This is a genomic window from Rhodanobacter aciditrophus (assembly GCF_050026795.1).
In the GTDB taxonomy this organism is placed as follows: Bacteria; Pseudomonadota; Gammaproteobacteria; order Xanthomonadales; family Rhodanobacteraceae; genus Rhodanobacter_A.
This window is the reverse complement of the sequence record NZ_JALBWP010000007.1, coordinates 108,693-120,725: the sequence shown is the minus strand read 5'-3', so window position 1 is coordinate 120,725 and position 12,033 is coordinate 108,693. Positions and strand designations below refer to the sequence as shown.

Here is a 12,033-nt window from a genome sequence, read left to right as displayed (position 1 = left end):
CTCAGGCAACGGCATAGTTCAGGCCGACCCGCCCGCCCTGCAACGGCTTGGCGCTGCGCAATTCCAGTCCGCGGCGCTGCTGCGCGCTCGCGAACAACGCCTTGCCGGTGCCGGCGATCAGTGGGTAGACGATCAACCGGAGCTCGTCCACCAGTCCGGCCTCGATCAGGCTGGCCGTGATCAACGCACCGCCCACCAGATAGATGTCCTTGCCGGACTGCCGCTTGAGCTCCGCCAGTTCGTCCACGCCGCGCAGGAAACGCGTGTGCGGCCAATTGGCTTCGCTCCGGGTACGCGTGAGCACGTAGTGCGGCGTCCGCGCGGCGAAGCGGCCCCATGCGACCTCCTCCTGCGTCGGCAACTTCCCGGTCATCGGCAGCGGTTCGTGCGGCGCATCCTGTATGGCGGTCCAGTACTGCTCGTAACCGGGATACATGCCGCCGCCGAGCACGCAGGCGTCGATCTGTTCGGTCAGGCCGTAGTCTTCCGACCAGGCGTCCACCCAGTCCGCAAAACCCTCCGGCCCTTCCACCTTGCCGTCCGCGGAAACCTTCATGCCTGCGATCAGCTTGCGCATGACACCCTCCTGCACGATGCGTTGATTGAATTGCGTTGGATGCGGCACGCCCGACGCGCGACCGAACCGCACAGAAGCCGGCGAGGCAGCATCCCTGATGCCGGTACTTGCCGGCAGGTGAACGCCACGCGTCAGGCCAGGTGCTGCGGCAGCGAGTCCAGGAAATACGTCCAGCCTTCGGTATGCGCCATGGCCATCCGCTCGTCGGGCAAGCCTTCGTGGGTGAGGCGCAATTCGGTCCGGCGGCCGTGCGGCACGAATTCCAGCGTGACCACCGACTCCTTGCCGTACGTGTGCTCGCTGACCCAGGTGAACTCGAGCAGGCGCGGACTCTCCACGCGCAGGTAGCGGCCGTAATGCGGGCGGATCGCGCCCGAATGCATCATGCCGAAGTAGAACAGGCCGCCCGAACGCGGGTCGGCCACTACGTCGCCGCCTTCCGCCAACCAGGCCTTCAGGCTGGCCGGATCGGTCCACGCCCGGAACACCCGCTCGGGCGAAGCGTCGTAATTGCGCGGCATCTCGAGACGGAACCCGCCCATCGCCGATTCATTGCGACCCTTCATCGTCGTTCTCCTTATGCTGATTGAGGAACTCGCCCAGCGCATCGAGGCGCTGGTTCCAGAAGCGTTCGTATTGCGAGGTCCAGCGCGCCACCTCGCGCAGCGGCGCAGCATGCAGGCGCAGGTAATGCTCGCGGCCTTCGCGGCGGCGTCGCACCAGGCCCGCCCCCTCCAGCACCTTGACGTGCTTGGACACCGCGTTCAGCGACATCGCGAACGGCTGGGCGAGGTCGGTCACGCGCAACTCGCCGCGGGTCAGCCGCGCCACGATGCGGCGGCGGGTCGGGTCGGCAAGCGCGGCGAAGGCGAGATCGAGGTTCGACATGGCAGCAATCATTCAACCTTTTGGTTGAATAATACGCCAACGAAAAGGCGCGTCAAGCGCGCCCTTCCCTGCAACTCTTGCCGAGCCTCAGCCGCGCCAGTCGGCCAGCGCGCCATCGAGCTCCGTCGGCGCCCCGATCGCACGGGCTTCCAGCCCCTTGTCGATGCGCTTGACCAGGCCGGCCAGGACCTTGCCCGGGCCGCATTCGGCGACTCGCGTGGCGCCACCGGCAGCCAGCGCCTGCACGCATTCGGTCCAGCGTACCGGCAGGTAGAGCTGGCGCTGCAGCGCCCCGCGGATCTCGTCGAGGCTGCCGTAACGCTTCGCTTCCGCGTTCTGCACCACCGGGATGGTCGGCAACTGCCAGGAAATCGAGGCCATGCGCTCACCAAGCTTGTCCGCCGCCTCGCGCATGAGCATGCAATGCGAGGGCACCGACACGGCGAGCTTGATGGCCTTCTTCACGCCCAGTTCGGCGAGCCGGGCCAGCGCGCGATCCACCGCCTCGGCGTTGCCCGCGATCACCAGCTGGCCCGGCGAGTTGTAGTTCGCCGGTGCCACCACCTGGCCCTGCGCCGCCTCTTCACATACCTGCGCAATCTGCGCATCGTCGCCGCCCAGGATCGCCGCCATCGCGCCCGTACCCGCCGGCACCGCGGCCTGCATCAGGCGGCCGCGCTCGGCCACCAGCGCTGCGGCATCGTGCAGCGACAGGGCGCCGGCACAGACCAACGCACTGTATTCGCCGAGGCTGTGCCCCGACAGTTGCGCCGGCTGCGCGCCGCCGAGCTTCCGCCACACGCGCCACACCGCCACGCTGGCGGCGAGCAGCGCGGGCTGCGTGTTCTCGGTGCGGTTGAGCTGGTCTTCCGGCCCCTGCTGGCCGAGCGTCCACAGATCGACGCCGGCACCCTGCGAGGCCTCGTCGAATGCGTCTTTCACTTCGCCATGCGCAGCAGCCAGCTCGGCCAGCATGCCGACCGATTGCGAACCCTGGCCGGGGAAGACGAAAGCGAGGTTGGAGTGGGTGACGGTCATGCAGACGTTCTCCGAAAAATGCAGAGGCAAAAGCCCTCACCCCGGATGTCCAAGGCAAACGGCTTTTAAGAATCCCCGGCCCAGGCTCAGTAGCGCAGCAGCGCCGATGCCCAGGTGAAACCGCCACCGAAGGCTTCCAGCAGCAGGTTCTGGCCGCGCTGCACCTTGCCCGAGCGCACCGCATAGTCCAGCGCCAGCGGCACCGAACCGGACGAGGTGTTGGCGTGCTGGTCGACGGTCACGATCACCCGGTCCATCGGCATCTGCAGCCGCTTCGCGGTGGCCTCGATGATGCGCAGGTTGGCCTGGTGCGGGATCAGCCAGTCGATGTCCGACTCGTGCATGCCGGCGGCCTCCAGCGTCTCGCCGACCAGCGAGTCCAGCGTCTTCACCGCGACCTTGAATACCTCGCGGCCGGCCATCTTGATGCGCACGCCGTGGTTGGGCTCGTCGCGGAAACCGGCGGAAACGCCGACCGGGTTCCACAGCAGTTCCTTGTAGCCGCCGTCGGCGTGCATGCAGGTGGCGTGGATGCCTGGCTCGCTGGAAGCCTCCAGCACCACCGCACCGGCACCATCGCCGAACAGCACGCAGGTCTCGCGCTCGTTCCAGTCGATCATGCGGGTCAGCGTCTCCGCGCCGATCACCAGCACCTTCTTCGACTGCCCGCTCCTGATGAACTTGTCGGCGATACCGAGCGCGTACATGAAACCCGAGCAGGCCGCGTTGACGTCGAACGCCGCGCAGCCGTTGGCGCCGAGACGCTGCTGCACCAGACAGGCGGTGGACGGGAAGATGATGTCCGGCGTGGTGGTGCCCAGCACGATCAGGTCCAGTTCGGACGCCTTCACCCCGGCCGCTTCCAGCGCGCGTTGCGCGGCGAGGAACGCCAGGTCGCCAGTGGTCTGCCCCTCGGCGGCGATGTGCCGCTGGCGGATGCCGGTGCGGGTGCGGATCCATTCGTCGCTGGTGTCGACGATCTTCTCCAGATCGGCGTTGCTGACGACGCGCTCGGGCAAGGCGCTGCCGGTGGCGATGATGCGTGAGTAGATCGGGGCCATGCCGTTTTCCGTCAAACGTAAACCGTGAATTGAACGCCCTGCGCGGCGCATGCGCAACCGTCCGGGCGCAACGGCGGAACCCATAACGCGAAACGGCGCGTCGCCGCGCCGTTCCGGTGGGTTCGCTCAGGCGGATTTCCGCGGAAAGCCGCCGCGACGATCAATCCTCGACCGCCACCGCGCCCTTGGTCTCGATGACCTTCTTGCCACGGTAGTAGCCATCGGCGGTGACGTGATGGCGCAGGTGCACCTCGCCGCTGGTCGGGTCGGTGGACAGCTGCACGGTCTTCAGCTTGTCGTGCGCGCGACGCATGCCGCGGGTGGACGGGGTACGGCGGCTCTTGGCAACGGCCATGGTAGTTCTCCAACTGAACCTGTGTTCGATTTCTACGTGATCGGAGCTGCATGCCCCGACCGGTTTACTTCTTCAGTTCGCGCAACACCGCAAACGGATTGTTCTCAAGCATCTGCGCCTCGTCCTGTCCCGGCTCGCCGTGATCCACCAGCGCGTCGGGCAGGCTGCTGTCCGGATTCACCGGCACCAGCGGCAAGGCCAGCAGCAATTCGTCCTCGATCACGTCCGCCGGATGCAGGCGACCGTCCTCGGCCACCAGCAGCGGCTCGCAACCGGGCGGCAGGCCGGCCTCGTCGCGCTCCCGCCGGATCAGGCCGAGCCGGCTGTCCACCGACACGGGCAACACGAACGGCTCGAGCGTGCGCTGGCAGACCATCGTCAGCGGCGCCTTCGCATGGACATCCACGTAGTCCGTGCCCAGCTCGTCGCGCCCGAAATCCAGCCGGAAGCTCACTTCGCCCTCGCTGCCGGCCAGCGCGCCGCACAGGCGCGCAAGCTGGGCCACGGGCATCGATCCTTCGAACGAACGCCGCGCCGAGACCATGCGCCAAGCGTCCACGGACTCTGGCAACGTCACGGACATAATCGGCGAATGGTAAGTTCGTGAACGACCGAAGTCAACCGATGGATCAAGCGCTTGCGTGATCCGCGGGACGCCGCCCGGGCGGTGCATTTTGCCTCGTGCCCCCTGCTTGCGGCAGACTGCACGTCCACCCAAGCAGGGTCCTGCCGCGTGAACCTTTCCCTGACGCTCGGCGTGCTCGCGCTGCTGACGCTGGTCGTCGCGGCCGCCTGGGCCCTTTCCTCGCGTCGCTGGCAGAACCGGCGCGCCGCCGACCTTCAGCAACTGCTCGATCTGGCCGACCGGCTGGAAACCGACCTGAAAAGCTGCCGTACCGGGCTGCAGCAGGCGCATGCGGTGATGGCGATCAACCCGGACCTGCCCGGCGCCAGCGAGCAGGACGCCCGCCAGGCGGTCGATGCCGGGCTGCAGGCGCTGCTGCGCCAGCGCATCTGGATCCGCGACCGCGCCGCCCGCGCCAGCCAGCAGGAACTGGACGAAACCGCCACCGCGATGCGCGCCAGCCGCGACCGCCTGCAGCCGTTGCTGCAGGCGCTGAGTGCCGCCCAGCGCGACCTGGACAGCGCGATGCGCGAACACATCCACCGCGACGCCGAATGAGCCAATCGCCACCCCGCATCGTGCTGGCCTCCACTTCGCGCTACCGCGCCGAACTGCTGCGCCGGCTGCTGCCGGATTTCGAGCAGCGCGCGCCCGGCATCGACGAGGCGGCGCAGCCTGGCGAGGCGCCATACGCACGTGCGGCACGGCTCGCCGCCGCCAAGGCCCTGGCAGCCGCCGCCGATCTGCGCAATGCGTTGGTGATCGGCTCCGACCAGGTCGCCGAACTGGACGGCGAGACGCTGGACAAGCCCGGCAGCACGGCGAATGCCCGCGCCCAGCTCGCCGCCAGCTCCGGTCGCATGGTGCGTTTCCACACCGCGCTGTGCCTGCTCGACACGCGCAACGGCCAGCAGCAGCTCCACGTCGACCACACCCGCGCGCATTTCCGCACCCTCACCGCCACGGAAATCGAGCGCTACGTGGCACGCGAACAGCCGCTGGACTGTGCCGGCAGCTTCAAGTGCGAGGGCCTGGGCATCAGCCTGTTCGAACGGATCGACAGCGAGGATCCCAGCGCGCTCGTCGGCCTGCCGCTGATCGCGCTGGCGCGGCTGCTGCGGGCGGCAGGCGTGGCCGTACCCTGAAGCCTGGCTTGCCGCAAACCGGGTACGCTGCCGCCTCACCCGCCGTTGCCGAACGGCTTCCCGTCCACGAACCGCCGCGAGCCCGATCGATGAGCCAGCCCCAGCCTGTAGCCCCGCCCGCCGACGAACTGCGCCAGCGCCTCGCCGCCGCCGAGGCGCAGCTCAACCGCGTGGTGCTGGGCAAGGCGCGGCAGGTGAAGCTGGCGCTGGCCTGCCTGGTCGCCGGCGGCCACCTGTTGCTTGAGGACGTGCCCGGCGTGGGCAAGACCACGCTGGCACACGCGCTGGCGGCCAGCTTCGCGCTGGAGTTCCAGCGCGTGCAGTTCACCAGCGACCTGCTGCCCTCGGACATCCTCGGCGTCAGCATCTACGAGCGCGAGACCGGCCAGTTCCGCTTCCATCCCGGGCCGATCTTCGGCGGCCTGCTACTGGCCGACGAGATCAACCGCGCCACACCCAAGACGCAAAGCGCGCTGCTGGAGGCGATGGCCGAGGGCCAGGTCACCGTGGACGGCGAGACGCACGCGCTGCCGCAGCCGTTCTTCGTGGTGGCCACGCAGAATCCGCTGGACCTGGCCGGTACCTTCCCGCTGCCCGACTCCCAGCTCGACCGCTTCATGCTGCGCCTGTCGTTGGACTACCCCGATCCCGCGGCGGAACGCGAGCTGCTCACCGGTGTCGACCGCCACGACCTGCTGGCCAGGCTGAAGCCGCAATTGGACGGCGCCGCCCTGCTCGCGCTGCGCCGGCAGGCGCAGGCGGTTACCGCCAGCCCCGCCCTGCTCGACTACCTGCAGGCGCTGCTCGCCGCCAGCCGCCGCCATGCCGAGATCCGCACGGGGTTGTCGCCGCGCGCCGGCCTGTCGCTGCTGGCCGCGGCGCGCGCCTGGGCGCTGCTGGACGGCCGCGGCTACGTGCTGCCGGAGGATCTGCAGGCGCTGTTCGTGCCGCTGGCCGCGCACCGGCTGGTGGCCACGCGCGGTGCCGGCGGCGAGGCACTGGCACGCCAGCTGCTCGCCGAGGTCGCGGTGGATTGATGCGCGCCCCTTGGCGCCGCGCGAAACGAGGCGCATCGGACAACGCCGATGTGCACGCGGCACAAGGAGGTGCCGCACGCGACCGAGCCCTCCGCGGCTCGGCCGGCGGCGGCGAGTCCGGGCATGCACCGGACTCGCCGACTCGCAGCGCCACCTGGAAGGCGGCGTTGCGAGACATCCAGCAATGGGCCGAACGCCGCCTGCCCGCACTCACCCGCCTGCGCCAGCCCGAACCGCTGCCGATCGAACTGAACCGGCGGCGCATCTACATCGTGCCCACCGCGTTCGGCCTCGGCTTCGGCGTGCTGCTGCTGGTGATGCTGGTGGGCGCGCTGAACTACGCCAACAACGCGGCGCTGCTGCTGACCTGCATGCTGGGCTCGGCGGCCGCGGCGAGCATGCTGCTCGCGTTCCGCACCCTGGACGGCCTGTGCCTGCGCGGCATCCGTGCCGGCCACGCCATCGCCGGCGAACCGCTGGAGCTGGTGCTGGACTTCGCGACACCGCGTCCCCGCGAAGCCGTGCGCCTGGATTGCGTCGGCGAGTCGCTCGCCTTCGCGCCGCAAGGCGCCACGGAACTGCGGATGCAGCTGGCCACCACCAGGCGCGGCTGGCAGCCCTTGCCGCGGCTGAAGCTGTGGAGCACCTGGCCGCTTGGCCTGTTCCGCGCCTGGAGCTGGCTGCATCCGCAGCACGCCGTGCTGGTGTGGCCGCGCCCGGAAACCGCCGGTCCGCCGCCGCTGTTGCCTGGCGATGCGCCCGAACGCCTGCGCCCGCAGGCGGGCGAGGAACTCGCCGCGCTGCGCGACTACCGCCGCGGCGATGCGCCCAGGCACATCGCATGGAAGGCCAGCGCCCGCCACCACGACCTGCTGGTGAAGGATTTCGACCGTCCCGAGCCCCGCGAGACCTGGCGCCTGGACTGGAACGCCCTGCGCGCGCTGGATCGCGAAGCGCGCATCGCCCGGCTGGCGCGCTGGCTGGGCGAGGCCGAGGCCGAGGGCCGGCGCTACAGCCTGCACCTGCCAAGCGAGCGCATCGAGGTCGGCTGCGGCCCTGCCCACTACGCACGCTGCATGAGCGCGCTGGCGGTGTTGCCGTGACGAACCCCGCCACCACGCCGCTGACCACGCGCGGCTTCGACCTGGTCGCGCTCGGCCTCGCTGCCGTGCTGGCGCTGCATGCGCCGCACCTGCCGTGGTGGCTGGGCGCCACGCTGGCCCCGATCCTCGGCCTGCGCTGGTGGCTGCGACGGCAGCGGCAAGTGCGCGCGCCGGTCTGGCTGAAGCTGCCGCTGCTGGCCGCCCTGCTGCTCGCCATCGTGAGCTGGTACGGCAACTTGTTCGGCCAGGCTCCCGGTGCCGCGCTGGCGGTGGGCCTGCTGGTGCTGAAGCTGCTGGAAACCGAAACCGTACGCGATGCCCGCGTGGGCGCCAGCTTCACCTGCTTCACGCTGATGGCCGCGCTGCTGTTCGACCAGAGCCTCACCGCCACCACCACCGTGGCACTGGGCCTGCTGCCGCCGCTGGCTGCGCTGCGCGCACTGGAGCCCGGGCGACGGCAGCCCGCCAGGTTGTGGCGCGAATTGCTGCCCGGCCTCGGCCTGCTGGCCGTCGCGCTGCCGCTGGCCCTGCTCGGCTTCCTGCTGCTGCCGCGGCTGAGCTCGCCGCTGTGGGGCGCACCGAATGCCGGCGAACAGCGCACCGGCCTGAGCGACCGCATGACCCCGGCCGGCTTCACCCAGCTGCTGGTCGACGACAGTCCCGCCTTGCGGGTGAGCTTCGATGGCCAGCTTCCGCCTCCGGATCAGCGCTATTTCCGCGCCTACGTCATGGAGCATTACGACGGCAGCAGCTGGACCTACCGCGACGCAGCCAGGCAGCGACCGGCTCCGGTCGAGGCTGGGCAAGTGATCCGCTACCACGTCAGCCTGGAGCCGACCCGGCAGCGCGTGCTGCCCACGCTGGACGTGCCGCTGGCCGCGCCGCCCGGTGCCAGCCTGCGCCGTGACCGCGAGGTGATCGCCGACCACCCGGTGGACAACCTGCGCGACTACACGCTGGAGTCCGCCACCCGCTACCGGCTGGAACCGCAACTCGGCCGGTATCGCGCCCGCTGGCTGCAGCTGCCCGCCGGCTTCGACCCGCGCACGCTGGCGCTGGGCCGTTCCTGGCGCGCACGCTACGGCGGCGACAATGCCGCCATCGTGCACGCCGCGCTCGCGCTGTTCCATGACGGCGGCTTCCGCTACACGCTGGCCCCCGCGCCACTGGGCCGCGACGCGATGGACGATTTCCTGTTCGACACCCGCGAAGGCTTCTGCGAGCACTACGCCTCGGCCTTCACCGTGCTGATGCGTGCCGCCGGCATCCCCGCCCGCGTGGTCACCGGCTACCAGGGCGGCTACTGGAATGCACTGGGACGCTACCTGCTGGTGCGCAATTCCGACGCACACGCCTGGAGCGAGGTGTGGCTGGACGGGCGCGGCTGGGTGCGGGTCGACCCCACCGCCGCGGTGCGGCCGCAGCGGATCAGCCGGGGCGCCGCCGCCGCGGTGGCGGGTCAGCTGCCCTGGTACCAGAGCGGCTGGCTGCAGTCGCTGCGCAACCACTGGGACATCGTCAACCGCTGGTGGAACCTGGGCGTTAACGGCTTCGACGCGCTGCGCCAGCGCGGCCTGCTGAAGCCGTTCGGCATCCGCGAGGCGGACACGTCCACGCTTGCGCTGCTGCTGGCCATCGGCTGCGTGCTGGCGATGGCTGCCGGACTGGCATGGGTGTGGCGGCGGCGCGAACCGGAGGACGCTGCGCGCGCCGCGCTGCGCCGGCTGGAACGCAAGCTGGCGCGGCTGGGGGTGGCGCGGCAGGCCGGCGAAGGACCGCGGGACTACCTGCAGCGCGCCGCCCGCGCGTTGCCGGCACAACACGACACGTTGATCCAGCTCATGCACCACTACCTCGAACTGCGCTATGCCCACTCCGAGCCGACATCCGAATCCCTCCGCGCGCTGCGACGCGCGGTGCGGGATTTTCCTGCCGTCCGCATGGTCAAATAGGCGTTGACAGGGTTGCGCACACAAACATCCATGATGGAGAAACCGCCATGTCCCTCTACCGCCCCCTCTCGCTAGTCGCGGCCGTCGCCCTGCTGGGCGGCTGCGCGACCATTCCACAACCGCTGCAAGGCAACTACACCGCCATCTCCAGCGCTGCCGCCCGGCAGGGTGGTGCCGGCGGCACCCGCGTACGCTGGGGCGGCGAGATCATCAAGACCGAACCGGGCCCGCAGGAAACCTGCTTCTACGTCCTGGCGCGTCCGCTGGACAGCCAGGCCCGCCCCGAGACCGGCCGTTCGGGCAACGACCAGGGCCGCTTCGTGGCCTGCCACAGCGGCTTCTACGATCCCGAGGTGTTCACCCGCGGCCGCGAGTTGACCGTGACCGGCACCATCCACGGCACGGTGACGCAAAAGGTGGGCGACTACGACTACCCCTATCCGCGCGTGGAAGCCGACGTGGTCTATCTGTGGCCGAAGCGCCCGGTGTACGTGAGCACGCCCTATCCACCCGGTTTCTACGACCCGTTCTGGGGTCCGTGGGGTCCGTGGGGCTACGGCCCGTATCCGTACTGGGGCGCCCCGCGGGTGATCGTGGTGCGTCCGCCGCCGCCCCCGCCGCCGCCCAAGAAGTAAGCGGCGCACCGACGAAAGAGCCGGCCCACTGGCCGGCTTTTTCGTACCCGTCGAAGCGCGTGGCTCAGCCCGGCGGCCAGTGCATCTGCCGGCCGGCCAGCAGGTGCACGTGCAGGTGGAACACGGTCTGGCCACCGTATTCGTTGCAGTTGATCACCGTGCGATAGCCCTGGCCGGCAAAACCTTCGCGCTTCGCGTACTGGGCCGCGGCCAGCAGCAGGCGTCCCAGCAGCGCCGCGTCCTCGGGCGTGGCGTCGTCCAGCGTGGCGATCGTTCGCTTCGGGATGAACAGCACGTGTACCGGCGCCTGCGGATTCACATCGCGGAAGGCCAGCAGTTCGTCGTCCTCGTAGACGATGTCGGCCGGGATCTCGCGCCGGATGATCTTGCCGAAGATGGTGTCAGTCATGGTGTTGCCCCGATTCGAAGAGTGCGGCCAAGGATGGCCGCCCATTTGATTCTCGCGATCATGGATGATCGCAAAGTCTGGATGGGCGCGGCCAAGGATCGCCGCCCGTTTGATTCTCGCGATCATGGATGATCGCAAAGTCTGGATGGGCGCGGCCAAGGATCGCCGCCCGTCTGATTCCCGCGATCGCGGGTGATCGCCGAATCAGAGCAGTTGACGACTGCCGAAGGCATGCGCCAGCGTGCCGCGGTCCACGTATTCCAGTTCGCCACCCAGCGGCACGCCGTGCGCCAGCCGGGTAGGCTGCACCCCGCCCGCACGCGCAAGCTGCGCGAGGTAATGCGCGGTGGCCTCGCCTTCCACAGTGGGATTGGTGGCGATGATGAGTTCTTCCACCTCGCCCTCGCCCAGTCGCTGCGCGAGCAGGGACAGGCCCAGTTCCTCCGGCCCCAGGCCATCCAGCGGCGACAAGCGGCCATGCAGCACGAAGTACCGGCCGCGGTAGCCGGTGGCCTGCTCGATCGCAGCCAGGTCCACCGGCGACTCCACCACGCACAGCAGCTGGCGGTCGCGGCTGGCGCTGGTGCAGATCGCGCACAAGGCCTCCTCGCTGAAGTTGCGGCAGCGCGCGCAATGCCCGATGCGCTGCATCGCCTCGCGCAAGGCGTCGGCCAGCTTGAGGCCGCGCTCGCGATCGCGCTCAAGCAGATGGAACGCCATGCGCTGCGCGCTCTTGCCGCCCACGCCGGGCAGGCAGCGCAGCGCCTCGATGAGGTCGGTGAGCAGCTTGCTCATGAACTTTCGACGGTACCTGGCTGCGAAGCGGCTGTTGTTGAAGAGTCCGGCCAGGGATGGCCGGGATCCTGCCGAGGGATCGGCATGTCAGAACGGCATCTTGAAGCCCGGCGGCAGGCTCATGCCGGCGGTGACGTTGCCCATCTTCGCGCGGCTGGCCTCGGCGACCTTGTTGACCGCATCGTTGATCGCGGCGGCGACCAGGTCCTCGGCCATCTCCGGGTCGTCGGCGAAGGTCTGCCGGTCGATCTGCACCTTGCGCACCTCGTGCGCGCCGCTCATGGTGACGCTCACCAGGCCGCCGCCGGCGCTGCCGGTGACTTCCAGCTTGGCGATCTCCTCCTGCGCGCGCTTCATGTCTTCCTGCATGCGCTGGGCCTGCTGCATCAGCTGGCCGATCTGACCTCTCATCG

At 69.6% G+C, this 12,033-nt stretch carries 16 protein-coding genes; 6 read left to right on the top strand and 10 right to left on the bottom strand.

What is annotated here, in order from left to right; translation table 11 throughout:
* Window position 1: 1 nt before the first annotated feature.
* The 7 genes from ACQGNW_RS01110 to ACQGNW_RS01080 form a co-directional block, all read right to left on the bottom strand.
* Complete coding sequence (locus ACQGNW_RS01110; protein WP_426661217.1) at window positions 2-577, bottom strand: dihydrofolate reductase family protein; 576 nt, start codon at window positions 575-577, stop codon at window positions 2-4.
* 131 nt (window positions 578-708) lie between these two features.
* Window positions 709-1,143, bottom strand: a complete 435-nt coding sequence (locus ACQGNW_RS01105; protein ID WP_426661216.1) for an SRPBCC family protein — start codon at window positions 1,141-1,143, stop codon at window positions 709-711.
* Window positions 1,127-1,465: an ArsR/SmtB family transcription factor gene (locus ACQGNW_RS01100; protein WP_426661215.1), complete on the bottom strand. Its 339-nt coding sequence runs from the start codon at window positions 1,463-1,465 to the stop codon at window positions 1,127-1,129. The genes ACQGNW_RS01105 and ACQGNW_RS01100 overlap by 17 nt, the downstream gene beginning before the upstream one ends.
* Window positions 1,466-1,552: 87 nt before the next feature.
* Window positions 1,553-2,503 carry an ACP S-malonyltransferase gene (gene fabD / locus ACQGNW_RS01095; protein WP_426661214.1) on the bottom strand — a complete coding sequence of 317 codons (951 nt, stop codon included), beginning with the start codon at window positions 2,501-2,503 and terminating at the stop codon, window positions 1,553-1,555.
* Window positions 2,504-2,589: 86 nt separating this feature from the next.
* Window positions 2,590-3,564, bottom strand: coding sequence for a beta-ketoacyl-ACP synthase III (locus ACQGNW_RS01090; RefSeq protein ID WP_426661213.1), 975 nt, complete (start codon window positions 3,562-3,564; stop codon window positions 2,590-2,592).
* A 160-nt stretch (window positions 3,565-3,724) separates the two neighbouring features.
* Window positions 3,725-3,919: a 50S ribosomal protein L32 gene (rpmF, locus tag ACQGNW_RS01085; protein WP_367854592.1), complete on the bottom strand. Its 195-nt coding sequence runs from the start codon at window positions 3,917-3,919 to the stop codon at window positions 3,725-3,727.
* Window positions 3,920-3,983: 64 nt separating this feature from the next.
* Entirely contained in the window at window positions 3,984-4,463 is a 480-nt protein-coding gene (locus tag ACQGNW_RS01080) for a YceD family protein (RefSeq protein WP_426661353.1), read from the bottom strand.
* Window positions 4,464-4,652: 189 nt separating this feature from the next.
* On the opposite strand from ACQGNW_RS01080, the gene ACQGNW_RS01075 reads away from it, so the two are divergent.
* From ACQGNW_RS01075 to ACQGNW_RS01050, 6 genes are all read left to right on the top strand, one after another.
* Complete coding sequence (locus ACQGNW_RS01075; protein WP_426661212.1) at window positions 4,653-5,102, top strand: hypothetical protein; 450 nt, start codon at window positions 4,653-4,655, stop codon at window positions 5,100-5,102.
* The gene (locus tag ACQGNW_RS01070; protein WP_426661211.1) at window positions 5,099-5,689 is read left to right on the top strand and encodes a Maf family protein; all 591 of its coding nucleotides are present in this window, start codon (window positions 5,099-5,101) and stop codon (window positions 5,687-5,689) included. The genes ACQGNW_RS01075 and ACQGNW_RS01070 overlap by 4 nt, the downstream gene beginning before the upstream one ends.
* An 89-nt stretch (window positions 5,690-5,778) precedes the next feature.
* Window positions 5,779-6,726 (top strand): AAA family ATPase, encoded by a 948-nt coding sequence (locus tag ACQGNW_RS01065; protein WP_426661210.1) that lies wholly within the window; start codon window positions 5,779-5,781, stop codon window positions 6,724-6,726.
* A gap of 167 nt (window positions 6,727-6,893) precedes the next feature.
* Window positions 6,894-7,829 carry a DUF58 domain-containing protein gene (locus ACQGNW_RS01060; protein ID WP_426661209.1) on the top strand — a complete coding sequence of 312 codons (936 nt, stop codon included), beginning with the start codon at window positions 6,894-6,896 and terminating at the stop codon, window positions 7,827-7,829.
* Entirely contained in the window at window positions 7,826-9,781 is a 1,956-nt protein-coding gene (locus ACQGNW_RS01055; RefSeq protein WP_426661208.1) for a transglutaminase TgpA family protein, read from the top strand. The genes ACQGNW_RS01060 and ACQGNW_RS01055 overlap by 4 nt, the downstream gene beginning before the upstream one ends.
* A gap of 47 nt (window positions 9,782-9,828) precedes the next feature.
* A complete protein-coding gene (locus tag ACQGNW_RS01050; protein WP_426661207.1) occupies window positions 9,829-10,416 on the top strand; it encodes a Slp family lipoprotein in 588 nt (195 codons plus the stop codon).
* Window positions 10,417-10,480: 64 nt separating this feature from the next.
* Here the strand turns inward: ACQGNW_RS01050 and ACQGNW_RS01045 are convergent, their stop codons facing one another.
* The 3 genes from ACQGNW_RS01045 to ACQGNW_RS01035 form a co-directional block, all read right to left on the bottom strand.
* Window positions 10,481-10,825, bottom strand: a complete 345-nt coding sequence (locus tag ACQGNW_RS01045; RefSeq protein WP_426661206.1) for a histidine triad nucleotide-binding protein — start codon at window positions 10,823-10,825, stop codon at window positions 10,481-10,483.
* A 204-nt stretch (window positions 10,826-11,029) separates the two neighbouring features.
* On the bottom strand, window positions 11,030-11,620 hold the full coding sequence (gene recR, locus ACQGNW_RS01040; RefSeq protein WP_426661205.1) for a recombination mediator RecR: 591 nt from the start codon (window positions 11,618-11,620) through the stop codon (window positions 11,030-11,032).
* A gap of 87 nt (window positions 11,621-11,707) precedes the next feature.
* Entirely contained in the window at window positions 11,708-12,031 is a 324-nt protein-coding gene (locus ACQGNW_RS01035; RefSeq protein ID WP_426661204.1) for a YbaB/EbfC family nucleoid-associated protein, read from the bottom strand.
* Between the last annotated feature and the right edge of the window lie 2 nt (window positions 12,032-12,033).